Origin of the sequence: Myxococcus sp. MxC21-1 (genome assembly GCF_032612255.1) — a bacterium.
Classification (GTDB): domain Bacteria; phylum Myxococcota; class Myxococcia; order Myxococcales; family Myxococcaceae; genus Myxococcus; species Myxococcus virescens.
Map to the genome: position 1 here is coordinate 2,362,346 of NZ_CP123278.1, position 22,590 is coordinate 2,384,935.

23 protein-coding genes and 2 pseudogenes are annotated in these 22,590 nt (G+C 67.2%); 14 read left to right on the forward strand and 11 right to left on the reverse strand.

Annotated features, from left to right (window positions below; genetic code table 11):
* The first annotated feature begins 52 nt into the window (after positions 1-52).
* From QEG98_RS11080 to QEG98_RS11100, 5 genes and pseudogenes are all read left to right on the forward strand, one after another.
* A complete protein-coding gene (locus QEG98_RS11080) occupies positions 53-1,000 on the forward strand; it encodes a hypothetical protein (protein ID WP_316566684.1) in 948 nt (315 codons plus the stop codon).
* A gap of 3 nt (positions 1,001-1,003) precedes the next feature.
* Positions 1,004-1,912: an AHH domain-containing protein gene (locus tag QEG98_RS11085; protein WP_316566685.1), complete on the forward strand. Its 909-nt coding sequence runs from the start codon at positions 1,004-1,006 to the stop codon at positions 1,910-1,912.
* A 117-nt stretch (positions 1,913-2,029) separates the two neighbouring features.
* The gene (locus tag QEG98_RS11090; RefSeq protein ID WP_316566686.1) at positions 2,030-2,494 is read left to right on the forward strand and encodes an imm11 family protein; all 465 of its coding nucleotides are present in this window, start codon (positions 2,030-2,032) and stop codon (positions 2,492-2,494) included.
* Between the two features lie 7 nt (positions 2,495-2,501).
* Positions 2,502-2,885 carry a DUF4150 domain-containing protein gene (locus QEG98_RS11095; protein ID WP_410478070.1) on the forward strand — a complete coding sequence of 128 codons (384 nt, stop codon included), beginning with the start codon at positions 2,502-2,504 and terminating at the stop codon, positions 2,883-2,885.
* 207 nt (positions 2,886-3,092) lie between these two features.
* Positions 3,093-3,257, forward strand: a pseudogene (locus tag QEG98_RS11100) (integrase core domain-containing protein); the annotation flags it as partial.
* A 42-nt stretch (positions 3,258-3,299) separates the two neighbouring features.
* Here QEG98_RS11100 and QEG98_RS11105 read toward each other — a convergent pair.
* From QEG98_RS11105 to QEG98_RS11115, 3 genes are read right to left on the reverse strand one after another with little or no spacing between them, the layout of a single operon-like run.
* Entirely contained in the window at positions 3,300-3,743 is a 444-nt protein-coding gene (locus tag QEG98_RS11105; protein ID WP_316566688.1) for a hypothetical protein, read from the reverse strand.
* Positions 3,743-3,937, reverse strand: coding sequence for a hypothetical protein (locus QEG98_RS11110; RefSeq protein ID WP_316566689.1), 195 nt, complete (start codon positions 3,935-3,937; stop codon positions 3,743-3,745). The genes QEG98_RS11105 and QEG98_RS11110 overlap by 1 nt, the downstream gene beginning before the upstream one ends.
* Positions 3,934-4,566: a sce7726 family protein gene (locus QEG98_RS11115; RefSeq protein ID WP_316566690.1), complete on the reverse strand. Its 633-nt coding sequence runs from the start codon at positions 4,564-4,566 to the stop codon at positions 3,934-3,936. Before QEG98_RS11115 ends, QEG98_RS11110 begins: the two co-directional genes overlap by 4 nt.
* Between QEG98_RS11115 and QEG98_RS11120 the strand changes: the two genes are divergently transcribed.
* Positions 4,565-4,750 carry a hypothetical protein gene (locus tag QEG98_RS11120; RefSeq protein ID WP_316566691.1) on the forward strand — a complete coding sequence of 62 codons (186 nt, stop codon included), beginning with the start codon at positions 4,565-4,567 and terminating at the stop codon, positions 4,748-4,750. The two genes, QEG98_RS11115 and QEG98_RS11120, sit on opposite strands and share 2 nt — an antisense overlap.
* A gap of 2 nt (positions 4,751-4,752) precedes the next feature.
* Here the strand turns inward: QEG98_RS11120 and QEG98_RS11125 are convergent, their stop codons facing one another.
* Together QEG98_RS11125 and QEG98_RS11130 are read right to left on the reverse strand one after the other, a co-directional pair.
* Positions 4,753-4,965, reverse strand: coding sequence for a hypothetical protein (locus QEG98_RS11125; RefSeq protein WP_316566692.1), 213 nt, complete (start codon positions 4,963-4,965; stop codon positions 4,753-4,755).
* Between the two features lie 17 nt (positions 4,966-4,982).
* A complete protein-coding gene (locus QEG98_RS11130) occupies positions 4,983-5,144 on the reverse strand; it encodes a hypothetical protein (protein WP_316566693.1) in 162 nt (53 codons plus the stop codon).
* 436 nt (positions 5,145-5,580) lie between these two features.
* Here QEG98_RS11130 and QEG98_RS11135 point away from each other — a divergent pair, with 436 nt between their 5' ends.
* The 3 genes from QEG98_RS11135 to QEG98_RS11145 all read left to right on the forward strand — a co-directional run bounded on the left by QEG98_RS11135 (position 5,581) and on the right by QEG98_RS11145 (position 9,189).
* Positions 5,581-5,928: a transposase gene (locus tag QEG98_RS11135; protein WP_316566694.1), complete on the forward strand. Its 348-nt coding sequence runs from the start codon at positions 5,581-5,583 to the stop codon at positions 5,926-5,928.
* Positions 5,929-6,069: 141 nt separating this feature from the next.
* Positions 6,070-7,215: an IS630 family transposase gene (locus QEG98_RS11140; RefSeq protein WP_316566695.1), complete on the forward strand. Its 1,146-nt coding sequence runs from the start codon at positions 6,070-6,072 to the stop codon at positions 7,213-7,215.
* 27 nt (positions 7,216-7,242) lie between these two features.
* The gene (locus tag QEG98_RS11145; RefSeq protein WP_316566696.1) at positions 7,243-9,189 is read left to right on the forward strand and encodes an FG-GAP-like repeat-containing protein; all 1,947 of its coding nucleotides are present in this window, start codon (positions 7,243-7,245) and stop codon (positions 9,187-9,189) included.
* A 431-nt stretch (positions 9,190-9,620) separates the two neighbouring features.
* Here QEG98_RS11145 and QEG98_RS11150 read toward each other — a convergent pair whose 3' ends face one another.
* From QEG98_RS11150 to QEG98_RS11160, 3 genes are all read right to left on the reverse strand, one after another.
* The gene (locus QEG98_RS11150; protein WP_316566697.1) at positions 9,621-9,983 is read right to left on the reverse strand and encodes an adenylosuccinate synthetase; all 363 of its coding nucleotides are present in this window, start codon (positions 9,981-9,983) and stop codon (positions 9,621-9,623) included.
* Between the two features lie 117 nt (positions 9,984-10,100).
* The gene (locus QEG98_RS11155; protein ID WP_316566698.1) at positions 10,101-11,345 is read right to left on the reverse strand and encodes a hypothetical protein; all 1,245 of its coding nucleotides are present in this window, start codon (positions 11,343-11,345) and stop codon (positions 10,101-10,103) included.
* An 87-nt stretch (positions 11,346-11,432) separates the two neighbouring features.
* A complete protein-coding gene (locus QEG98_RS11160; protein WP_316566699.1) occupies positions 11,433-12,017 on the reverse strand; it encodes a hypothetical protein in 585 nt (194 codons plus the stop codon).
* Positions 12,018-12,286: 269 nt separating this feature from the next.
* Here QEG98_RS11160 and QEG98_RS11165 point away from each other — a divergent pair, with 269 nt between their 5' ends.
* From QEG98_RS11165 to QEG98_RS11175, 3 genes are all read left to right on the forward strand, one after another.
* Positions 12,287-12,421 carry a hypothetical protein gene (locus QEG98_RS11165; protein WP_316566700.1) on the forward strand — a complete coding sequence of 45 codons (135 nt, stop codon included), beginning with the start codon at positions 12,287-12,289 and terminating at the stop codon, positions 12,419-12,421.
* Between the two features lie 321 nt (positions 12,422-12,742).
* Positions 12,743-13,690: a GAF domain-containing sensor histidine kinase gene (locus tag QEG98_RS11170; RefSeq protein ID WP_316566701.1), complete on the forward strand. Its 948-nt coding sequence runs from the start codon at positions 12,743-12,745 to the stop codon at positions 13,688-13,690.
* A gap of 148 nt (positions 13,691-13,838) precedes the next feature.
* On the forward strand, positions 13,839-14,420 hold the full coding sequence (locus QEG98_RS11175; RefSeq protein WP_316566702.1) for a hypothetical protein: 582 nt from the start codon (positions 13,839-13,841) through the stop codon (positions 14,418-14,420).
* Between the two features lie 306 nt (positions 14,421-14,726).
* Here the strand turns inward: QEG98_RS11175 and QEG98_RS11180 are convergent, their stop codons facing one another.
* Together QEG98_RS11180 and QEG98_RS11185 are read right to left on the reverse strand one after the other, a co-directional pair.
* A complete protein-coding gene (locus QEG98_RS11180) occupies positions 14,727-16,379 on the reverse strand; it encodes an ISL3 family transposase (RefSeq protein WP_316566703.1) in 1,653 nt (550 codons plus the stop codon).
* A 131-nt stretch (positions 16,380-16,510) separates the two neighbouring features.
* Positions 16,511-16,771 (reverse strand): annotated as a pseudogene (locus QEG98_RS11185) (IS3 family transposase); the annotation flags it as partial.
* Between the two features lie 632 nt (positions 16,772-17,403).
* On the opposite strand from QEG98_RS11185, the gene QEG98_RS11190 reads away from it, so the two are divergent.
* Together QEG98_RS11190 and QEG98_RS11195 are read left to right on the forward strand one after the other, a co-directional pair.
* The gene (locus QEG98_RS11190) at positions 17,404-18,210 is read left to right on the forward strand and encodes an MbnP family copper-binding protein (protein WP_316566704.1); all 807 of its coding nucleotides are present in this window, start codon (positions 17,404-17,406) and stop codon (positions 18,208-18,210) included.
* Between the two features lie 85 nt (positions 18,211-18,295).
* A complete protein-coding gene (locus QEG98_RS11195) occupies positions 18,296-20,251 on the forward strand; it encodes an alginate lyase family protein (protein ID WP_316566705.1) in 1,956 nt (651 codons plus the stop codon).
* On the opposite strand, the gene QEG98_RS11200 is transcribed toward QEG98_RS11195, so the two are convergent.
* Entirely contained in the window at positions 20,248-21,924 is a 1,677-nt protein-coding gene (locus QEG98_RS11200) for a polysaccharide lyase 6 family protein (RefSeq protein ID WP_316566706.1), read from the reverse strand. The two genes, QEG98_RS11195 and QEG98_RS11200, sit on opposite strands and share 4 nt — an antisense overlap.
* Positions 21,925-22,590: the final 666 nt, after the last annotated feature.

A 22,590-nucleotide genomic window follows, 5' to 3' on the forward strand; every position in this document is an offset into this window, starting at 1 on the left:
GACAGCGGCCGCCATTCGGGCTGGCATCATGCGTGCGCGGGAGACGTCACTGATGGACCTCCGTTTCCGTCCCTACCTGGGGGCATTCGTCTCCGAGGAGCACCTGCCGGCTCCGGATCTGCCGGTCGCTCGGGGACTGGCCGCACGTGAGCAGCGCATGTTGCGGCTGGCGCTGCCCGCACTGAAAGAGGCGGCGGCGGGACTGGAGCGCCCGCTGCCGTTGATGCTGGGGCTCCCCGAAGAGACGGAATTATCAGCGCGGAGCGAGCCGATGCCCTTCCTGAAGGCGCTGGGGCTGGCTTCCGGCATTGCGCTGGAACTACAGCGCAGCCGGTGCTTTCCCAATGGGCGAGCTGCGGGGTTGCTGGCGCTCGACGCGGCGGTGCGGTTCCTGGACGAAAGCAAGGCTCCGGAAGTTCTGGTGGGAGGACTGGACACCCTGTTGGATCCGACGGTGTTGGCGACACTCGAAGGCGAGGACCGGATACGCCGGTACGGGCCGACGGATGGGCTGATTCCTGGAGAGGCCGCCGTGTTCCTCCGGCTTGGAAGGAAGGGAGAGGGGAAGCGGCTCGGCTGTGTCCCGCTGGCACGCGTGCTGGCGACAGCGACGGGAAAGGAGCCGGGGCATCGGTACAGCCGGGAGCCATACCTCGGAGAAGGTCTGGCGCAGACCTGTCGCTTGCTCTTCGACTCCACTCCGGCTGGGCTACCGCCCGTGCGGTGTGTGTACGCGGGGTTCAACGGAGAGAACTTCTGGGCGAAGGAGTGGGGCGTGACATTCCTTCGCTCGCGTGAGCGCATTGCCGAGGCGCATCGGTTGGAACACCCGGCCGAGAACGTGGGTGACCCGGGAGCCGCATACGGGCCGTTGATGGTGGGGGTGGCGGCGCTGGGATTGCGGAAGGGATATCGTGAGGGGCCTGTGCTGGTGTGGTGCTCCTCGGACCGTGAGTCACGTGGTGCCGTACTGCTTCAGCGTGAAGATCCGGAGGCTTGAGCCATGCCTGAGTTTGGTGAAGCAGTGGCTGGGGGCGACGGGGCCGACGACGGGCACCCGGAGGACTGTGTCTTCTGCGCGGAGTGGCCGCGTGAACTCAAGGGCTACAAGACCAAGCATGGCCTGCTGAAGGACGAGGACGACCTGGCGGAGAGCCTCCGGAGCAACGCCAAGGAACTCACGACGGACAAGAAGGTAGGGCCGGTCTATCCACTGCCCGGTGGGAGCGATCCGACGATGGGGTGGGTGGCCAAGGCGGGAGCGCTGGAGGAATTCGAGGTGGAGATTGGCGCGACCCCACATCACATCATTCCGGGAAAGGCCTCCATGGCCAAGTCGCGTCTCGAGCAGTGGACGCGCGCGGAGAAGGGCAAAATCAAGGAAGACATTGGCTACAGCATCGACTGCGCGCGTAATGGCGTCTTTCTCCCAAAGCTCCCGGACCTCTATGGCACGAAGCACAAGGTGCCCGGAGTGACGATGGCCCAGTTCTACGGCCAAACATGGAGGGCGCTGAGTCCGACCTCGAAAGAGGGCGTTGGCTTCCTGGTGATGAAGGATACGTGGCTGCAGTTGCATTACACGGATCATAGCAAGCCATACAAGACCAGCCCCACCATGAACTATGACAAGGAGACGCGGCTGGAGTGTGACCAGTTGGCGCACCTGGCGGAACGGTTTCGGATTGTCTGCGAACGCTCCAAGGATGACGACGGGAAGCGCTATCCACCCTATTCCCTGGTGCACCTCATCAATCAGAAATCCGATTTTTTCAAAATGCGGATCACGGGGCGGCCCGATCAGTGGAAATCATGGGTGTCGACACTGGCTGAAGACCTCTCCATGGCGGTCAGGCAGGGCCGGGAGTTGCTTGTCAGTAAGCTCGCTTTGACGAAGAAGACGCGCGGTTAGTCGATTGTCGCGGAGGTATGTGTGTATTACAGGTTGGATGCGAGGCATGATTTTTCTGCACATGGCGTCGAGGGTGTTGCCTTGGATGAGTCGCCCGACGTCGACGTCCCTTGGACCATGGGCATCCGTTATCCGGACCCCGTACAAGAGCCCATCCCGTGCTATCTCGACCCGCGCAGCGGTCCCGTAATGCCGGATCTCATCATCGACGTCCCTCTTTTTTCCCAGCGCCTCATTGAGGTGCTCAAGGGGGCGGGAGTTCGCAATCTCGACCTGTATGACGCGGAGGTCATTGATCGGGAACGAGAGAAAACCTATTCACACTACAAGGCAGTCAACATCGTTGGTCTGGTGAGTTGTGCGGATTTGCCCAGATCGGAGTATCTTCCTGGTTACAAACCGCCCCTGATGAAGTTCACGAAGCTCCGTGTCGACGAATCGAGGACCCTGGGGCTACCGCTGTTTCGGCTTGCCGAGGACTCATTGGTCATTCTCGTGTCGGAGGCCGTGAAGCAAGCCGTCGAGGCCGCGAAGTTGGTGGGAGTCCGGGTGGTGTCGCTCGAAGATCCGTCCGCATACTGAGGGGATGATGGGAACGAAAGTCTTTGCTAACGGGCGCGGTATTTCCGCTGAGGACAGTGGTGGACAGAGCGTTGTCTTCCCCGACGTCTGCAAGACGCCGAGCCCGAGTGGGCCAGTGCCCTTGCCTTATCCCAACCTGGGCAAGTCCTCGGACGCCTCGAATGGGCCGAAGAAAGTCACCGTCAATGGGAAGATGCCCATGGTGAAGGGTGCTCAGTATAAGGCGAGCACTGGAGATGAGGCCGGCACCGCGGGGGGCGGCATCATGAGTGGCTCTACGAAGGGCCCAGCGGAGTTCATGATGTACTCCTTCGACGTGAAGTTCGAAGGCAAGAACGTGTGCCGCCTGGGCGACCCGCTCTTTCACAACAAGAAGAACATCATGGGTTGACGATAAACGTGTTCACGGGCGCGCAATTTATTCTCGCGTGGTCCAGAGGTTCCTGGCGGTCTTGTCGTGCCGACGGTGTGGCTTCAGGTCAGTGTTGAGCGTCTGAATTGGCGTGCGGCTTGGGTGGGGCCTGGAGCGGAGTCGTGATCTTCTCCCCAATTTTCGGACCAGTTGAAGCGTGAGAGAGTCCTCGCGGCCAGGAGGTAGGCCGTCGTCCTCATTGAGGCATGGCGGCGCGACTACAACGAGAAGCGTCCGCACCGCAGTTTGGGCTACAAGACACCTGCGGAGGTCGGAGCTCGCCGCGCCCATGCCGGCCCCGTCGCATCCTCCCCCGAGCACGGCATTAGCAGCGCCGCAGGACTCTCGTAACGCGTGGTCCGAAGAACGGGGGCAGATCAGTCCTGGTAGGCGTCACCCATGGTTGGCCTCGCAGTAGTCGCGGAGCGCCTCGGCGTCCGCCAGCGCGTTGTGCGGCACCCGGCTGGTGCTCGCGGTGTTGAAGCCCGGCAGGCGCTGGAACTTCATGTCGAACCCCGGCACCGGATGCATGCGCCCCGGGCCGGTGATGAGCAGCGACAGCAGGTGCTCGAAGTCCGTCGGCCAGTCCGCGACGATGACCATGTGCCCCACCGTCCGCTCCCGCATGAACGCCGCCAGCTTCAGCGACGCACGCTCGCGCGATGCGAACTCGCTGCCGAGGTAGGGGACGACGTGCGTCTCCACCCACGGGTCGGTTGGCCCCACCCACTCGACCGCGACGTAGAACGACTCCAGAGCGGGGTCGGCCGGAACAAGCGCGAGGGACATCAACTCGCCGCCGAAGCGGGTGTACTCGGCGTCCAGGTAGTAGCGCATCACTTCCTCCTCAGGCGGACGGGCCCGTGCAGGGGCTGGACGCGTGCCAGGGCCGCCACCTGAGCGACGCGGGCCTTGTATGCCTTCGCCTCGTCAGAGGGCACCAGCCCGCGCCCCTTGGCTGGGCGCCAGTAGTCGTTGGCGCTGGGCGGGTACGGCAGCACGAGGCGCACCTCTGCGCGTGGACACGTCACGTTAGCCTCCAGTCGCCGCGCGCGGACACCACCTGACGCACCCGGGCGCGCAGCTCGGCCGGGGGCAGCGCCTCAATCAGCCGGGCCAGGAGTCGCCCCTTGCTGGCGGAGCGGACGCCTCGCGCCGCGCCAGACGCCTCCAGCAGGGCCAGCATCTCTGGGCGCCACATCAGGCGCAGCGTCGCGCCAGGACCCGGGGCCGGGTTGTCCTGTGCTGGGCGGACCTCTTCGAGGACAACGCCTCCATCCTCAGCGCGGACTAACACCACGCCCCACCACGCGGGCACCAGCGCCTGGCCACGCTCCAGGTGGCGCTCGCCAGCGACGAGCGTGCAGCGGTCGAACACCGCGCTGTATGCCATCTCCTGGACCGGCAGGCGGCGCAGCGTGTCCGCGTCCGCCTTGACCTCGAAGGCGTGGGGGCATTCGGGGCTGATGGTGGCCACGTCCACCCGCACCAGCCCGTACTCCAGCCCCACCTCGTGGAGCACCTGGGCGCCCGGATACTCGCGCGCGGCGAGTTGGGCCAGGGGCTGGCGAATGTCGGCGTCACGCAGGCTCGTCACTGGAGGCTCCTGTAGAATGCAGTCGTGGGCGCTCCAGCCCACGAGCAGGGGGACCACCGCCATGGCCGACAGCAGCGACAGCGCCGAAGGGACCGACTGGACGAAGGTGCTGCTCAAGTGCCCGGAGTGCGGGAAGGAGAAGCCGGTGGTTCCCGACTTCGGCCTCATGACGCTGGGCGGGCATCCGCCATCCCCTCAGTCCAGGTGCAACGTGTGTCGCATCGCCATCGTGACTAGCCACCTCTGACGTCATGGCTTCAGCCCTCCCTCCAGGATGCGGTCGTGCAGCTGGCACGTGCAGCGGCAGTGCGCGTGGGTGCGCGAGAAGCGGCAGCCGCGCTCGTGGCGCCCGTACCTGTCGAGGGTGTGGGCCACCTTGCTCAACCGCGCCTCCAGTTCGGCGATGCGCTCCAGCGCCATGCCCAGTGCCTCTTCCGTGTCGGGCGGCTTGCGGCAACTCATCGCGGGTTCCTCCGGGCCTACTGCTGGTTGGACGCCCTGCCCGCCTCACGGGCTCGCTCCTCGTCCCGCTCCGTCAACGTCCGCTGAAGCTGGGCGGAGAGCTCGTCCCGCGCCGTCTGGCTGGGGATGCCCAAGCTTCGGGGCGAAACCCAGCGCACGAGCAGAACACCCAGCCGCACTCGCGGGCAGGCTGGTCCGTGGCCACCACGTTGTCGTGCTCGTGGCCGCACACGCACCACGCATGGACGAAGTGCGGATGGGGCGTCGCCGGGTGCAGCCGGTCGAAGCCCTGAAGTGCGCGCTTTGCCTCTGACGGCGCCACCTCCATCCCCTTCGCCCTACGCACCAGCAACGTATAGGCGGGATAGGGGCCCTGTTGAGGGTGAGGGCTGGAGCGGAGGTGCCGAGGAGGGCCGCTGACGGGGCCTCCCGAGCGATGCTCCCGGCCGGTGGACAGACCGATTGAACCCCCTTGGGGTCCACGCCTGCCCACGCCGCACTCCCCTCAGGTGCGTGGCAGGGCCTGACTCGCTTCTTCCACGGCTCCGCGTCTGCCATGCGCGCGCCGGCTCAGCGACGCCAGACGGGGTTCGTGCAGCGAATAGGGGCCGACCGGTGCTGCTGCTGCTGGACCAGGCCAGCTGTCACACCGCCCAGCGGTCGCAGGCCCTTGCTGCGCAGCTGGACATCCGTCTGCTCTGGTTGCCCAAGCGGCGTCCCGAGCTCAACGCCATGGACCACGTCTGGAGGGAGTTGAAGCTGCACATCTCGGCCAATCGCCAGTACCCCAGCGTCGGTGCTCAAGTCGACGCCGCCGTCCTGTGGGTGCTGTCACTCACTCCCACCCAGGCCCTCCGCAAGATGGGTATCCTCGCGGAGGCCGCGAGCTCCACGGCGAGGCGGCGGAGGTGGGCCAGGGCGACGGCGTCAAGGGAGTCGTCGTCGTACAGTCCGAGGCCTTAGTCCTCTGACCGGGAGGAGATTAACGCGCGGCCCGCCGCGTGTTGCCCAGGTATGAGGGCGCACGCACGAAGTCAGGGACTGAAGCTGAAGCAGACGGACAGGGGAGCGCTGGAGGCGCTGACACGGCGTGGGCGCGAGTCCGTGCGGGTGTTGAAGCGCGCACGGGTGCTTCAGCTTCTTTCCGAAGGCTGGACGGTGGTGGGAACGGCCGAGGCCGTGGGCGTCACGCAGACCACGGTGCGTACGCTGCGACGACGCTATCGAGATGAAGGATTGAATGCGGCACTCCATGAGAGACCGCGCCCCGGTGCGGCACGACTTCTGACGGAGAGGCAGGCCAGCGAGGTAGTGGCCATGGTATGCGCGCCGCCGCCGGAGGGCCGCGCCCGCTGGACGGTGCGCCTCATTGCCCAGGAGGCGGTGCGCAGGGGGTTGGTTGCGAAGGTGGGGCGGGAGACTGTGCGCGAGTTGCTCCTGCGTCATGATTTGAAGCCTTGGCGGGAAAAAATGTGGTGCGTGCCCGAGCTGAACGCCCAGTACATCGAGCGCATGGAGGACGTGCTGGAGTTGTACGCGCGGCCGCTGTGCCCGGATGAGCCCGTCGTCTGCTTCGATGAGAGGCCCGTGCAATTGCTGGAGTGGGTACGTCCTGCTTCTTCGGCCTGTCCTGGACGTGAGGCACGCCAGGACTACGCCTACTTTCGCTGTGGCACCGCCAATCTCTTCTGCGCCGTGGAACCCAAGGCAGGCTGGCACTTCGTGAAGGCCACAGCCAACCGAAAGAGCGAGGCATTCGCCGAGGCGTTGCACGACATTGCCAGTCACTACCCGGACGCGAAGACCATACACCTGGTGCTCGACAACCTCAGCACCCACTCCTGCCGTGCTCTTGAGGTACGATACGGGATGCGAGCAGGTCGTCGACTCTGGCGCCGCTTCACTGTGCATTTCACGCCGGTGCACGGCAGTTGGCTCAATCAGGCGGAGGTAGAAATTTCGCTACTCTCCCGTCAATGCCTGGGCAAGCGGCGCATCCCCACCCTCGACAAGCTCGACCAGGAAACGGACGCTTGGGAGCGGTGGGCCAACTGCCAGCGGCTCCGAATCCGCTGGCGGTTCACCATCCCCAAAGTCTGGGTGAGGTTCGGCTACGACCCACCAAACTTCTCGCGGTCAGAGGACTCAGTCGGCCACATGCGAGGTAGTGCCCATGGATTGGGTACGAGGAAGGATCGAGTTTCCTGCCTGTCCCGTGTTAAGGCGGCGGAGCGCCAGCCGCGCACCTGAGCCATGGAACCCAAACTTCATCGAACGATGCGTCTCCCCCTGTCCTTCACGCTCCTGCTCGGCCTGGCGTCGTGCGCGCCCGAGCCCGACGCGAGCCAGGACTCCACGCCCGAGTCGCAGTCCTCCGCGCTGTACACGGGCCCCGTGACCACCGGCATCTGGTACAGCACCTGGTACGCCAACGAGGGGCGCTACATCTGGAGCCGCGGCCACGGCGTTGGCTCCAGCGCCCAGATGCTCGGCGACGTCAATGGCGATGGCCGCGCCGATGCCGTCGTCTACTTCTCCTCGTCGGGTGACTGGTACGTCGCCACCTCCAACGGCAACGGCTTCAATTCCTACACCCGGTGGATCTCCGGCCACGGCGTGGGCTCCAGCACCCAGATGCTCGGAGACGTCAACGGTGATGGCCGGGCCGATGCCATCGTCTACTTCTCCGCGGGAGGCGACTGGTACGTCTCCACCTCCAGCGGCTCCGCCTTCAATCCCTACAGCCGGTGGATCTCCGGCCACGGCGTGGGCTCCAGCGCCCAGCGGCTCGCGGACGTCAATGGCGATCGCAAGGTCGACGCCATCGTCTACTTCTCCGCGGGAGGCGACTGGTATGTCTCCACCTCCAGCGGCTCCGCCTTCAATCCCTACAGTCGGTGGATCTCCGGCCACGGCGTGGGCTCCAACGCCCAGATGCTCGGCGACGTCAACGGCGACGGCCGCGCCGACGCCGTCACCTACATCGCCTCGACGGGTGACTGGTACGTCGCCACTTCCAGCGGCTCCGGCTTCAATCCCTACAGCCGGTGGAGCTCCGGCCACGGCATCGGCTCCAGTGCCCAGCGGCTCGGCGACACCAACGGCGATGGCCGCGCCGATGCCGTCGCCTACTTCTCCTCAGGTGAGTGGAAGGTCGCCACCTCCAGCGGCTCCGGCTTCAATGCCTACAGCTTGTGGAGCGCCGGCCATGGCGCGGGCTCGAACACGCAGCTCCTGGGTGATGCCTACGGCAAGGGCCGGGTCGCTCCCGTCACCTTCACCGCCGCGGACGGCACGTGGCGGGTGCTCGACTCCAGCAAGTACCTCCAACCCAACATCATGAACACCTGGGAGGCCTGGGACATCCGCTACCTCCCGCGCACCCATGGCGTGTACCAGGTGTATGACAGCAAGGATGCCACGGTGATCGACGAGCACCTGGCGACGATTGAGTCGGCGAAGATCGACTTCCTGCTGCTCGACGAGACCAACAACCTCGATGTCGACCAGGGCTACATCAAGGCGCGTGCGCTCGAGGTGTGTGCCCGGATCGGCCAGAAGCGGAGCGCGGGAGCCCTGAGCACGCCACGCTACGCCATCGCCATCGGAGGCATCCAATTCGACCACCAGCCGGCGACGCTCGAGTTGGAGGCGGCGAAGGTCTGGAACGAGTTCGTCCAGAGCGCAAAGTGCGTCACGCCGGATGGCTACTTCCAACTCGATGGCAAGCCGCTGCTCGTCGTCTACGCCGAGTACGCGGACCGGCTCGCGTGGGAGCGCTGGACCGGAAGCAAGACCGCGAGTAGCCGCTTCACGGTGCGCTGGGCGCAAGGCTCGGTGAGGGCGAGCTCCACCCAGCCTCCCCAGAGCGACTGGAGGCTCTACTACGGCTGGGGAATGCCCGATGGAGCACTGGCGAACGACGAGGTCATGGTCGTGATGTCGGGCTGGAACAACCACCGGGGCTGGTTCGTCTCGCGCACCTACAACGGCGTGAGGGGCGGCTTCTACCAGCAGCTCGGCTGGAGCCGCGTGAACCAGCAGCGGCCCAGGCTCGCCATCATCAACTCGTTCAACGAGTACGCCGAGGAGACGGCCGTGGCGCCCACCGACACGAGCGGCCTCACCGGCACGAGCGAGAAGTGGCTCGATGCGCAGGGCAACCTGGCGCCGGACATGTACTGGAACATGACGGTGCAGGCCAACGCCACGCGCAAGCAGTAGCCCGGCTCACGGTGGAGGGGCGGCTCTGGCGGCGCTCCAATGAGCCCAGGCTTCGTGTGTCGCGAGCTGCCCCTTCGACTTCGGCGAAGAAGTCCTCCACCGCCTGAACTATCTGCCCGGGCTGGTCGATCGGCGCGGCGTGGCCCGAGTCCGTCACGACCTGGAGGCGAGCGTCCGCGAGGAGGTCGACATGCGCCTTCTTTGCGGACAACGGCGTGTAGTCGCGATCGGAGGCGAGGACCAGGACGGGACAGGAGATCTCCTTCAACCGCTCCAGGACGCTCCAGCCGATGAGCCCACGGGTCGCTCGTTGGTAGGCTTGGTAGGCACCTGGCTCGTTGGCACCGATCGACTCCTCGAGCCTCCGCCGGAGCTCCGTGGTGTAGCCCCGTCAAGTTCGGACAGGTTGGCGGCTCGACTATGCACTTCTGTCACACCAGTTCTGAAAAACGCTTCTTCCACTCCGATGGCAACGTGGGCGGGCCTTTCAACTCAAGAAGCTGCCGCAAGTCGTGCTTGAAGCGCCGGAGTGCTGCGCCCAGGTCGTCCCAGGCAAACTCCGCGTTCTGCCACTCGGGATGCGGGGCGCCACCACCTATGCCCGCGCCGAACTGCGAGAAGGTGTGGTGCCGCCCGTCATCGGTGATGCCGTTGTGGCCGGCCTGGGCTCCGCCGTTGAAGCGCACCACGAGCCCCGCGCCGTGGCGGCGCACCAGCCAGTCGGTGAGCGTGCCCTTGCTGGCGTTTCCGAAGCCGAGGTCAACGACGAGGTGGGCTGTGCGGGAGGGACTCATGGGTGTGCGTGAGGTGGGGACGGCCCACTGCATCGCACGGTGCATGCACAACCGCCCGCGTCCAGGGCCGCGTCGAACCTGGACGTTGCCCCTTGAGTGTTCGACGCCCGCCTGCCGCTACGGCTCGCCAGTCTGGGACAGCCGCTCCTGGACGACAGTGGCGCTTCCCGAGGGGATTTCCGTCCGCTGGGGGAATCCGTGGGCGTCGAGCTCCACCTTCACGGACATCGGGCCCAGCTCCATCATGGCGGCGCGGGCTCCCGCCTCCTCGCGAGGGCGGATGACCACCTTCGTCGGTGCGGACGCGTCGGCGGGAGGCACCCACAGCAGGGCCTCGAGCGCGTCGCCCTGGCCCTTCAGCAGGCCCTCGCGGAGCCGCGCGGCGAGCCCCACCTCGCCGATGAGTTCGCCCCCGAACTGAGCCTGCATCTCCTTGGCGGCCACCTGACCCGAGACGCCGTAGCTCCCGTTCTGCTCCCGGCGCAGGCGCACATTCGCGGCGACCGTGTCGTTGACCCGCTTGGAATAGCTCTTGGCGACGAGCACTCCCGAGATGTCCGCCTGCTCTGTGATGTTGGTGTCCTGGAACTGGAGCTGGGCCGGGGCCCCGGGACGCACCATCGTGGTGCTGACCTCAAGGATGCTCCCGCCCGCCTTGGAGCCGAAGAGCGCCGTGTACTGGAACCCGAGGGGTACGTCGCCCAGCCGCATCACCTGCACGTCGCTGTAGTAGGGCGCCACCGGCTGCTCCGGCGCCGTGGAGGTGAGGCCCGTGGCGATGGACTCGGTGACGTCGAGGAAGGTCTTCGTGTATCCCAGCTCGTTGTGGAAGCAGGTCTTGGGGAGCACGGGGTCCGCGTGGACCATCACCTTGATGCGACCCACCTGTACGGCCGGAGCGGCGCCTCGCGAGTAGTCACCTTCTAGGTACATGGCGGGGCTGCCAGTGAAGGACTTGACGTCCGTGGCGCGCACCCGCTCCACGGTGACGTCATCGAGGAGTGACTCGATCAGGCTCCTCACCGCGGCGCCGGCATCGATGGCGCTCGTGTAGAAGAGACAGGTGACCGGCTCGGAGGTCCCAATCGGGAGGGTGAGGAGGGTCACCCCATTGGGGCGCTTCATCAGCTCCGGCGTACCCGCGGCCAGCACCTTGCCCCGGAAGAGGACTCCCTCGGCCTCCACGGGCTTGTGCGGCAACGGCGCGGTGATTTCCCGGGCGAGCGCTTCACGGACGGTGCGTGGCTCGGCGGGCGCTGACGCCGCGGGAGCGGGCTTGGATTCAGTGCGGTTCGCGGCGGGGCTGGTCGCACAGCCCGTGAGCAGAACTGCGGAAAGCAGGGTCAGTCTGGGGAGAGGCATGCGGCACCTGTCGCGGGGAGGTCGGACGTCCTGACGCTCTATTCGAAACGGGCGCCCGAGTCTGGTTGTGCTCGGGTGAAAACAGGCTCATGGGGTGCCAATGCCCGTGAGGTCCTTCCGCTCGCGACGCGGAAGAGGCTTCGAATCAGCGCAGGCGCCGGTGCCCCGAGTTGTCGTCGTTCGTGGGCAGGTGCTCGTCCTCCAACTCGGGCCGGAGGATGCCGTCCCGTCCCAGCGTCGCCGCGACAGGTCCTGCTTCTTCAAGTGCCGGGCGAGCGCATCGAGGTCGGAGAACGCGCCCTCGCACAGCCCCACCAGCCCCGCCGCTACCTCCACGGTGTCGGTGGGGTCCTCCATGCAGATGACGCGGTCGCCGAGCAGCTCCCGCCAGTCGCGCTCGCAGTTGCGCCGCCGCGCGAGGTCCGGGATGAGGACGAACGGCTCGTAGGTGAGCTGCAGCTCGTCCACCACCTGCTTCACCGGCAGGTCCTGCTCCAGCGTGTCGCCGATGAGCTGCTTCACCAGCTTGCGCGAGATATCGCCGTAGGGCCGCTCGTCGCCCGTCATGAAGAAGTAGCCCAGGCGCTTGCGAGCATAGGAAGGACAGGAGCCCTCTTGGGCGTAGCGGGCGGGAGCTGAGTGGGAGGTGAGGGCCGCTGACGGGGAGCCCATGAGCCGCACGCCGAGCCGGCGCAGAAGCCTCTCATCTCCAGCAGACACACGCCTGCCCAGCCCAGCCGCTTTCCCAGGAGGGGCGCGGCAGGTGCCTGGCTCTCTTGGCTGGCTGTGGCGGCTTGAGCTTCAACACCCCGCGGCCTGGGGTGGCCCTCGTGCCGGGGCCAACCTAGCATAGGCCGTGGGCAAGCCCAGGTGCTCCAGAATCGCCCGCACCCCGGGGGCCCTTCACGTACGCCAAGACCCGCCGCCTGCCTCCACACCTCATGCAGGCGAACACGTCGACGTCGAACGTCCTGCTGAGCAACTCGGCCCAGTCCACTTGCGGCGTCTTCTCCTTCATCGGCTCCGTGCTGGCCGCCGCCTCAAGCCCCACGCTCGCCTCCTGCGCACCTGCTTGAGGGAGCGCATGCGCGCGGAGAAGGCCGTGCGCTTCCTGTCCGACGCGAGCGCGCTGCTCGCCGAGTCGCTCGACTATCCGACCACGCTCCAGCGCCTGGCTCGCCTCGTCGCGCCAACGTTCGCCGACTGGTGCGTCGTCGATGTGGCCGAAGCGGACGGCAGGATTCGCCGGGTGGCCGGGTTTCACTCCGACCCCGCGAAGCAGAGGGTCCTGCGCGAGCAGGAGGAGCGCTATCCGCCCCACTGGGGCTCGCTCCAGCCGGCCATCCGCGTCATGGTCCGGCAAGCCCTTCCTGCGCTCCGAGCTCTCGGAGCCCGATATGCACGATTACAGCCTCGACGCCGAGAATGCCCGGCTCATCCGCGAGCTGGGGACCCGGAGCGGCATGGCCGTGCCGCTCATGGCGCGCGGACGGACGCTGGGGGCCATCTCCATGGGCCGCACGGACCCGAAGCGCCCCTTCGGGCCATCGGACCTGGCGCTCATGGAGGAACTGGCCCACCGGGCGGCCATGGCCATCGACAATGCCCACCTCTACCAGGAGGCCCAGGAGGGCATCCGCGTCCGTGAGGAGTTCCTCGGTGTCGCGGCGCACGAGCTGAAGACGCCCATCACCTCCATGAACATCGTGCTTCAGTCGGTGCTGCGGAGACGAAACGAGCGCCCCTCCGCAGAGCGGCTCATGCAGGCCCTCGAGTCGGCCGAGAAGCAGGTGCAGCGCCTCATGCGCCTAGTGGACGACGTGCTGAATGTCTCGCGGCTGCACGCCGGGCGGCTCAAGCTCCACCTGGAGCGCGTGGACTTCCTGGCCGTCGTGGGCGAGGTCGTGGAGCGGTTCATCGAGACCGCCGCCCGAACCGGGTCGCGGGTGGACGTGCGCGCCGAAGGGCCCGTCGAGGGGATGTGGGACCGGAGCAGGCTGGACCAGGTGGTGGCGAACCTCCTCGGCAATGCCCTCAAGTTCGGCGAGGGCAGGCCCATCGAGATTTCGCTCTCACGCGGGGAGGGGACGGCCGAGCTCGTGGTGGAGGACCACGGCATCGGAATCCCGCCCGAGCGCCTGCTCCACATCTTCGAGCGGTTCGAGCGCGCGGTGCCCACCCGGCACTACGGCGGATTCGGGCTCGGCCTCTACATCGTTCGGAGCCTCACGGAGGCCATGGGCGGCACGGTGCGCGTGGACAGCACGCCGGGCCTGGGCTCGAGGTTCACGGTGGTGCTTCCGTGCCAGCCCCTGAAGGAGGCCGCGGGAGAGTCGCAGGCGTGAGGAGACGCTGGCTTTCACGACATGAACGCATGCATGCCCCTCGGAAACACTGCTCGGCCCGGCTCCGTATGCCTATTTCCCCGCTGCTCTCAGGCGGGGCGCTACCTGGAGCGCAGGTCCTTCTCTCGCGCCAACAGAAAGATACGTCATGACCGCTTCCTTCATGAAGCTCCGGAGGCTCGCTTCTCTCGTCCTGTATTGCGCCGCGCTCGGCGTCTCGCCGCTCGCATCCGCGGAGCCGCCAGCCGCCGGCGAGCCCGCGGAGGCGGCGCCGCGCGCGGGCGAGCTCAACTACCGCTCCACGGGCCAGCGCCAGCCCCAAATCACCCAGCTGTCCGATGGCGGGCAGCAGATTCTCCTCTCCTGCCTTCTGTCGCGTCCCGGCCAGATCCAGCGCTACGCCGTGAGCTGCCCGGGCACGAAGCAGCTCGACGTCAAGGTGGCGGACTGCTGCATCCCAGGCGACCACTGGCAGGTGAAGGTGAAGTCCTGGGACTTCAAGCCCAACACGGCGGTGGCGACCTCGCCGGGCGGTGACGGTGACTTCAGCGCGCCCGCCCGCGTCTTCACCTACAGCAGCAGCCGGGACATGAACGCCCTCATCGAGTGCTCGTACCTGCACGGCGTCAACGTCTTCCCGGCGGAGTCCTTCCTCCTCGTGGAGAGCAGCGGAGGCGCATGTTCCGTGACGGACGTGGGCATCACCGAGGAGATTGACCGCTCACCGTGACAGGCCGGTCCGCAAGAGCCCTGTCCCCAGGGCTCTTGCCCCCTCGCGCAAGGTGACATGCTCCCAACTCCTTGAAAGGGGTGGGGTGGAGCGCCCGCTCCAACGCGAGGGAGGGGCGGAAGGAAAGGATTGGTTGAAGGCGTCTGTTGTTGAAAGTGAGACGAGGCAAGGTGCCTGATTCGGGGGGCCGCTTCACAGAAGGAAGGACAGGAGCGCTATTGGGGGTAGCAGGCGGGACACAGAAGGAAGGACAGGTGGGCTTGGCCCGGTTCGGTGGCTCTCCCGCACTTCGTGTGGACCGTAGGTTCAGACGGTGAGCAGCAATCGACGACGCAGTAGGTCGAAGTTGGCGCGGCCATACATCTGACGCTTGAGAAGCTTGAGCTTCGTGATTTGGCCCTCGGCCTGGGCGTTGCTCCAGGGAGAGGTCAGGGCGGCCTGGACGGCATCGCCATCCTGTTCGATGCCCTCCGCAAAGGTTTCCACCGCGCGTACCCTGCACGCACGAGCTTCGCCCAACCACACTTCGAAGCGCCTACAGGACTGCGTTGGCCTTGCGTGCTGTGAAACGCCCCGCGAGCGCACGAGTTCGCAGAACCGCCGGGCCAATGCGACGACACGCGACGCTTCCTCGTCCTGCTCGATGCGCGCCAACGTCGCGGTCTCCGCGGAGGTCAACTCCGAGGGCCTCTTCACGCACAACCATGCCAATTGCTTCGGCGAGGGGAGCGCGTCAGGGCGCATGCCCTTCGACCACCAGTTGCCGCCGGGGTAACCGCGCGCCCTCAAGGGAGGCCGAACGGACCGTCGCACCTGGAGCCAACGGTGGACCTGCCGCGAGGTGCCACGAAAGCCTTGGGCGCGAATCTCCCGCCAGAGTTCGCAGGCGTTTTCACACCCTGCGGCTTGTCGCCGCGTCAGGTACTCCAGATAGGGGTCGAGGATGCTCGGTCTGGGCACGCGCGCCGCGCGCTCAGGGAAGACTTCGGCGGCGGCGTATTTGCGCACCGTCCCTCGCGCAAGTCCCAGTGTGTGACTGATTCTCAGCAGGGGCTCCCCGGCCAGGTGACGCCGCCGCACGGCTTCGTATGCAGCAACACGCCGGGAGCGGCTCTCCTCTCGGGCGTGAGCTTCGGCGTGAGCTCGCGAGAAACTGGTGTGACGGCGTGCTGGAGGAGTGTCTCCGCTCGATACGGCTGGTAGCGCTCGAAGGCGGGGGTAAGCGCTGGTCATCCAGCGTTCCATCATTTGCCGTCCATTCAGCAGCAAGTGCCAGCGGTCCGCCTCCTGCTGGGCCTCTGGAGCGCCCAGCACCGCCGCTCGTGCGTACTCAGTCGACCGGTCTCTGGCAATGACTTCCACGCCGGGGTGCTGGCGCAGCCATGCGCTCACCGTGGGAGTCGAGCGGTCTGGCAACACGTCCCGCACGCAGTGCGCTTCCAGGTCCACAAGGATGGAGCCGTAGGTGCGCCCCTTGCGCAGCGCCCAGTCGTCGAGGCCCAGGACGCGAGCGGGGCTTGGAGGAGGCAGCGGAGCGCGGCGAATCAGCCGCAGGAGAGTATCGGGACTGGTGGGCATGGCGAGGGGCTTGAGCAGCCTGGCTCCAGCCTCTGCTCCGGCTGTGATTGCAACGGCGCACTGCGCGGTCGCCAGCCGCCGTGTCCGCCGAGCCTGAGCGGCCAGCAGGCGCACCGGCCGCTCCGCGAACGTGCGGCGGGAGCATTCCGGGTTTCGACAGCAGAAGCGCCGCACACGCAGCTCGAGTTGCACGACGCGCCCTGCGGCGGGCAGGTCCGCCGGGCGTCGGACGTAGCTGCCATGCACCGCGGTACTGGGCGTCCGGCAAGAGGGACATCGCGCTCCCGTGCCATCCATGCGCACCCCGAGGACGACACCCGCCGCGCTACCGGCGGACACCCGGTCCACCCGACACCCAGGAAGTGGGTACAGCGTTTCCATTCCCAGGGTGTATTCGCCCCGCTGGCAGCTTGCCGCGTCTGCCTACTCCCCGGAGGGGAACCACACGAAGTGCGGGAGAGCCGGTTCGGTGGACAGGTTGACAACGCTGCCTGCCTCCGCAACTCAGCCGTTCGCTCGTATTCCACAGGGCTGATGTAGCCGAGTGAGGAGTGACGGCGCTTCCGGTTGTAGAACACCTCAATGTACTCGAACAGTGCCCTCTTCGCGGCAGCGCGTGTCTCGAAGCGGGTGAGGTAGACCAGCTCCAGCTTCAGCGTGGAGAAGAAGCTCTCCGCCACGGCGTTGTCCCAGCAGTTGCCCTTGCGCGACATGCTGCACTCAATGCCGCGCTCCTCGAGTACCTGGCGGTAGTCCTCGCTGGCGTATTGGGTAGATGTCGCGTGAAAGGATTCAGCCGATGCGCTTCAACTCCTGCACTGCCGGGGTGAGGTTCGGAGAGGGGCCGAGGCGGACGGGACCCGCTGGCGTTCACGTAGTGCAGCGTCCAATCCAATTGCCCGTCCTCGTTCGCCTCGGCCTGTAACTGGCGCAGGACTCGCGCCCGGGCCCCAGCCTCCTGCCAGCGGCGGACACGCCCTGGCCCGCAGCGCCCGCGGGCTCGGGGCCTGGGCCCCGGGGAGCGAGCGGTCGCATGGAGCGCGCCTGCGAGGCTGTGGTGCGGAAATGTCCATGCGGGGCAGCCCGCCCACGCCGCCTGGGAAGGCGCGTCTCCATGGAAACGCGATGACCCGGCAGGTCCTCTTCCGGAGGGCGATTGCGCTGTCGCGCCGGGCATCCTTTTCCTGGCCAGTCCCGGTGGGCGCACGCCATGCAACTGCCCGCTCCCGCTGTGGTCGTCGCGCGCGGGCGCCTCGTGGTTCATACGGGCAAGGGGGAGGGGATGTATCCGGGAGGGGAACGGTTGCGGGGGCGCGGGAGGCTCGCACCGCGCGTCGGTGCCATCAGACGACGCGGTCTGTCGGCCGCGTGGGGGTGGGTGGGGATACCCCGGCTCCTCGTGCTCGTGGTGCCCTCGCTCCTGCTTGCTTGCATCGGGGAGCGTGAGGTCTCGGTCCAGTTCGCCGCCCAGGTGCGCGGCGAGCCCCTGCGCTGTGACGCGAGCTACGAGAAGGTCGGTGCCCCCGGCACGAGCCTCCAGTTGCTGGACTTCAAGGCGTATGTGCACGACGTTTCGTTGGTGCGCAAGGGTGGGGGAAGAGTCCCCTTGTTGCTGGCGCAGGATGGCCGCTGGCAGCGCAAGACGGTCGCCAAGCTCGACTTCGAGGACGGTACCGGCACGTGCAACACGGGCAGCCCGGAGGTCCACACCGAGGTGACGGGCATCGTGCCCGACTTCGACGACTACACTGGCGTGGAGTTCACGCTGGGGGTGCCGCGCGAAATCAACCACCGGAACGTGGAGTGGGCGGACCCACCGCTCGATGACCCCAGCATGTGGTGGAGCTGGACGTACGGCTACAGGTACCTCCGGCTCGACGTGCGCTCGGGCGGGAACAGGGCCTATGGCTTCCACGTCCGGGCCGACGGCTGCACGGGGACGCCCGACGTCGGCGTCGACTGCAGCGCGGAGAATCAAGGCACCATCTTCCTCAAGGGCTTCGAGCCGGGGCGCAACCGGGTCGTCTTCGACGTGGCCGCGCTCTTCGCGCACACGGACTTCGAGAGCTCCGGAGACGGGCTGACGGACCCTGTCCCCGGATGCTTCTCCAACGCCGGCGACCCGGAGTGTGCCGCGCTGTTCCCGCAGGTCGGGCTCGGCGGCGGTGCCACGGCCCCTGGCGGCGCGGACGCCTTCATTCGCGTGGAGTAGGTCCAGCGACGCCTGTCTGGACCGGACTGTTCGCCTTCTTGCAACGGAGTGATGAGAGATGCCGCGAAGACTGGGATGGAGAGCCGTGGGTGGTGTCTTGCTCCTCGGGCTGCTCACGCCCTGCGGGCACGAGAAGGAGCCGTCGAAGGAGCTCGACTCGGCCCAGGTGCTGAACATCGCCTGCGGGGGGGAGGACGCCAACCCGGTACAGCAGAAGGGCTGCAGGGGGAGCGCGTGCGTGGTGAAGGGCCACCCGTTCGGAAAGGAGGTGGCCTACCTGTGGTTGGACGAGGGCGACCTGGAGGTCGCGGACCTGCTCCTCAAGGACACCTGGGCGGTGCCCCGGTTCGACCCCATCCGCCTGCCGATGCCGCTGACCTGGACGGAGGACCCCTACGGCGAGAAGTTCTGGCGCTACCTCTTCTACGGGTTGCGGCCCACGGCCCACCTCCTGTGGGCCTTCCGCGAGACGGGTGACCCGCGCTACCGCGACAAGCTCATGGAGATCTTCAGGAGCTTCGCCGGCAACAAGCAGAACTCCGACTTCAGTCAGGACAAACACGGCACCGCCTACCGGGCCATGGTGCTCGTCAATTCGTACTGGAAGCTCAAGCACGCGGACGCCCTCGGCTGGCAGGACGAGGCGCTGCTCGAGTGGCTCATCCTCGAGGATGCGCGCTTCCTGGAGGACACGGAGCACTTCGAGTCCGGCTTCAACCACGGGTTCGCCGAGGCGGCGGCGCTGCTGCTCATCGCGGAGAACTTCCCGCACTTCAAGGACGCGCCCCGGTGGCGTGAGCTGGCGCTCGCCCGCTACGAGGGGCTGCTCGCGGACATCATCGGCTCGGATGGCTTCATCATCGAGAACTCGGCCTACTACCAGTTCTACGTCTTCACCCAGGTGTATCAGCTCGCGCAGTGGGCGCAGACGTACGGTCTGGAGCTGCCCGCGCAGGTGTTGCCCGTGCTGGAGCGGATGGCGCGCTTCGCCGCCTACGTCGTGCAGCCTGATGGGCGCATCCCCATGCTCGGGGCGAGTCAGCGTCTGCTGGTGCGCAAGCACCAACCGGTGTTGCTCGCGAGGATGGGCGCGGTCTTCCCCGAGCTGGGCCACATGCTGACAGCGGGCATGTGCGGCAGCGCGCCCACCGAGCGCCTCGCCTTCTTCCAGAGCTCGGGCGTGGCGGTGCTGCGCTCCTCGTTCGACACCGCCCTGGACTACCAGGCACAGACGCACCTGGTGTTCGATACGGGGCCCTACCGCACGGACCACAGCCATCTGGACGCCCTCAATGTGGTCCTCTACTCGGCCGGCCGCACGCTGCTGACCGACTCCGGGATGTTCACCGAGGAGCCGGGAGAGGAGGAGACCTACTTTCGCAGCACCCGCGCCCACAACACGGTGACGGTGGATGGGCTGGACCAGCGGGCTGGGCACGCCAGCCCCAGCCTGTCCGCGCAGGGGGGCCAGTGGCTCTACCAGTCCGGCTTCCACGCGCTCTACGAAGGGGTGCGCCACTGGCGCGCGGTCATGCTGCTGGAGAAGGACGTGGTCCTCGTGTTGGACCAGCTCACCTCGGAAGACTCGCACCGCTTCGAGCAGCGCTGGCAGTTCCAGCCGGACCTCACCGTCTCCATGCAGGGCGTCTCCGCGTCCGTCACGGACGCGACGGGCAGGCGCGTCCTCCAGGTCACCCAGGCCCTGCCGGAGGGGCTGTCCGCCTCCACGGTGCGTGGAGCCACGAAGCCGTACGACGGCTGGTACTCGGAGGACTACGAGGTGCGCAAGGCGTCGACGGTGCTCGTCTTCCTTCGCGAGGGCGCGAAGGCCCACTATGGGACGCTCTTCACGAGTGGACTGAATGTCCTGTCGCCGGCCCATGTCTCCGTCCTGCCCCAGCAGGACGCGGTGGAGGTGCGCGCTTGTGCTGCGGGCCGCGGCTACCGCATCCGGGTGTGGCGGCCGGCCGAAACGGACGAGGCCGTCACGGTCACCACCACACCCGAATCATGTGAGCGAGCGAATACCGGCTCGCCCTAGGGGGCTCGAGGTCCGACGTCCGTGGCGGTGAGTGGACGGCGAGGGGCCGGGCTGCTCGCCGCCTGGTCCGCGCCCACGTCCAGCGCGCCGGAGCGCGCCTGTCCATCCATGTCCGTGGTGAGGCTCAATCCGCCGGAGGAGGAGCGCGCCGCGCCGATGACCGGGCTCGAGGCGGACGGGCGCATGAGGCCATCCGCCGCGCGCACCAGCAGGGGGTCCACCCTCACGTAGCCCGCGGAGGGCATGTCGCCGGGCGAGGCCGCGCCCCAGAGGATGTTGCCGGTGGCGGTGAAGCCTTCGGGAGCCCGCTCGAAGTCCACCAACGTCCCCTGCGCACCGACGAGGAGGTTGTTCTCGACGCGCAGGTCCCGAGCCGGAATGGGCCGGCGTGAATCGGAGGAGCCGATGACCAGGTGGGTCGGCTGGTTGCCCACCAGGGTGTTGAAGGCCACCGTCACCCGGTTGGCCACGCTGCAGTCGGTGCCCAGGCCCGTGTCCTCCTCGGTGCAGCCGCTGCTGAGGACGATGGTGCTCTGGGCGCCCGTGCCGGTGCTGCCCTCGATGTAGTTATTGGTGATGAGGTGGTCGTGGCCGTAGATGCGCAGGCCCCCCGCGTTCTTCAGGATGAAGTTGCCATCCACCACGTTCTTGTTGCCGTGGCGCAGCACCAGCGAGCCCTTGTTGTTGCGCAGGGTGTTGCCGCGGAAGACGTTCTCCGAGCTCTTGTTGGAGATGACCTCGGGGTCACCGTTGCACTCCTCGAAGAGGTTGGCCTCCACCAGGGTGTGCGCGCTGATGGGGCCGCGCTTGCTGTCGCCGATGCGCAGACACTCGCCACCCTCGCTGTCGAGGGTCAGCTTGTGGAAGTGGTTGTGGTCGATGCGGTCGTTCTGCGACATGCCCAGGCTTCCGTCCGGCGCATTGCCATAGACGGCGAGGAAGACATTGGAGCTGGTCTTGTCGTGGAAGGAATTGTGGTCGATGCGGTTGTTGGCGCTGCCCGCGCCCTCGAGCCGCATCCAGGTGCTGGTGGACGTCGTGTCCTCGAGGGCGAGCTCGTTCCGGGTGACGCGAACGTGCGTCGAGCCGACGATTCTCAGCGCGACGTCTCCCTCTTCCACCGCGTGGGTCAGCTTGAAGCCCCGCAGGATGACATGGGCGGCGTCTTCCACGTGGAAGCCCGAGGCTCCGCCGATGGTCACTCCGCCCACGTTCTTCGCGGTGATGACGATGGGGTCCTGTTGCGTCCCCCGGACCGACACCTCGATGGGGGTCTGATTGGTGTAGGCGCCGTCGGCGACCTCGATGCGGTCACCCGGGATGGCGGTGGCAATCATGCTCCGCAGCTCGTTGAGGTTGCGCGCGGTGAGCGTTCGCTTGGGGGTGGGCAGGACATCCGCCTGCTCGGGAGGAACCGGTGAAGGCTCGGGAGCCGTCGGGCCGGGGGTGACAGGACCGGGGTCGGGGTCGGGAGAGGGAGCAGGCTCACCAGGGGGGGGCTCGGGCTCGCCGGGAGTGGGGGCGGGTTCCGGCTCGCCGGCTCCAGAGGATGGGGTAGGGGTGCCCTCGTCAGGGGTGGTGGGCCCGTCACCGGGCACGGTCTCATCTCCCGTCCCGTTACCGCCGCATGCCGCGGACAGCAGCAGTGAGAACGTCGTGACCGCGAATGCCATTCGGAGTTTCCGCAAACTTCGTTGCCTCCAGCGGGCCCCGCGCGAGAGGCACACCGTCACGCTCGGGAGCGGTCTCCCAGACGTGGCGGGCGCCAACCTGAACGGCGGACCCTGCGTCTGTTTGAGTGGAAGGCCCGAGTCTCGCGCCAGCGGGCGAGGACGAGCCTTGTGACGAAACTCCCAACGCACGCGGCGGTTCTGAATTCCGGCGCGGCCACTTCCTCTGTCGCCCCGAGAGGGCGTGCTCGTCAGCGCTTGCCCGTGGGGCCGCTCTCTTGCTGGGGCCCGGGTGTCCGGTCCGCAGTCCCGCCCCGCGGTCCAACGGATGGCGCCGTCGACAATGACCGCGTTGCTGTCAGTGTCTCCGTCGACGACGAGCGCTCCCGTGGTGCCGCACAGCGCGTCTTGGGGCGACTTGACGTATAAGACGGGAAGAGGCCCTGTTGAGAGGGTGAGGGCTGGAGCGGAGGGGCCGAGGAGGGCCGCTGACGGGGCCTCCCGAGTGATGCTCCCGTCCGGTGGACAGGCCGCGCAGCCCCTTTGGGGTACACGCCTGCCCAGGCCGCGCTCCCCTCAGGTGCGTGGCAGGGCCTGACTCGCTTCTTCCACAGCTCCGCGTCTGCCGTGCGCGCCACCTTGCGCGCGCCGGCTCAGCGACGCCAGACG

Excerpts from the sequence above, each read along its gene's own strand:
- QEG98_RS11105 (WP_316566688.1), bottom strand. The coding sequence starts at position 3,743 with ATGCGCTACTACCTGGACGCCGAGTACACCCGCTTCGGCGGCGAGTTG.
- QEG98_RS11115 (WP_316566690.1), bottom strand. The coding sequence starts at position 4,566 with ATGGCGGTGGTCCCCCTGCTCGTGGGCTGGAGCGCCCACGACTGCATT.
- QEG98_RS11145 (WP_316566696.1), top strand. The coding sequence starts at position 7,243 with ATGCGTCTCCCCCTGTCCTTCACGCTCCTGCTCGGCCTGGCGTCGTGC.
- QEG98_RS11180 (WP_316566703.1), bottom strand. The coding sequence starts at position 16,379 with ATGGAAACGCTGTACCCACTTCCTGGGTGTCGGGTGGACCGGGTGTCC.
- QEG98_RS11150 (WP_316566697.1), bottom strand. The coding sequence starts at position 9,983 with ATGAGTCCCTCCCGCACAGCCCACCTCGTCGTTGACCTCGGCTTCGGA.
- QEG98_RS11120 (WP_316566691.1), top strand. The coding sequence starts at position 4,565 with ATGGCCGACAGCAGCGACAGCGCCGAAGGGACCGACTGGACGAAGGTG.
- QEG98_RS11175 (WP_316566702.1), top strand. The coding sequence starts at position 13,839 with ATGACCGCTTCCTTCATGAAGCTCCGGAGGCTCGCTTCTCTCGTCCTG.
- QEG98_RS11165 (WP_316566700.1), top strand. The coding sequence starts at position 12,287 with ATGCAGGCGAACACGTCGACGTCGAACGTCCTGCTGAGCAACTCGGCC.
- QEG98_RS11125 (WP_316566692.1), bottom strand. The coding sequence starts at position 4,965 with ATGAGTTGCCGCAAGCCGCCCGACACGGAAGAGGCACTGGGCATGGCG.
- QEG98_RS11155 (WP_316566698.1), bottom strand. The coding sequence starts at position 11,345 with ATGCCTCTCCCCAGACTGACCCTGCTTTCCGCAGTTCTGCTCACGGGC.
- QEG98_RS11090 (WP_316566686.1), top strand. The coding sequence starts at position 2,030 with ATGGGCATCCGTTATCCGGACCCCGTACAAGAGCCCATCCCGTGCTAT.
- QEG98_RS11080 (WP_316566684.1), top strand. The coding sequence starts at position 53 with ATGGACCTCCGTTTCCGTCCCTACCTGGGGGCATTCGTCTCCGAGGAG.
- QEG98_RS11085 (WP_316566685.1), top strand. The coding sequence starts at position 1,004 with ATGCCTGAGTTTGGTGAAGCAGTGGCTGGGGGCGACGGGGCCGACGAC.
- QEG98_RS11170 (WP_316566701.1), top strand. The coding sequence starts at position 12,743 with ATGCACGATTACAGCCTCGACGCCGAGAATGCCCGGCTCATCCGCGAG.
- QEG98_RS11200 (WP_316566706.1), bottom strand. The coding sequence starts at position 21,924 with ATGGCATTCGCGGTCACGACGTTCTCACTGCTGCTGTCCGCGGCATGC.
- QEG98_RS11095 (WP_410478070.1), top strand. The coding sequence starts at position 2,502 with ATGGGAACGAAAGTCTTTGCTAACGGGCGCGGTATTTCCGCTGAGGAC.
- QEG98_RS11160 (WP_316566699.1), bottom strand. The coding sequence starts at position 12,017 with ATGGGCTCCCCGTCAGCGGCCCTCACCTCCCACTCAGCTCCCGCCCGC.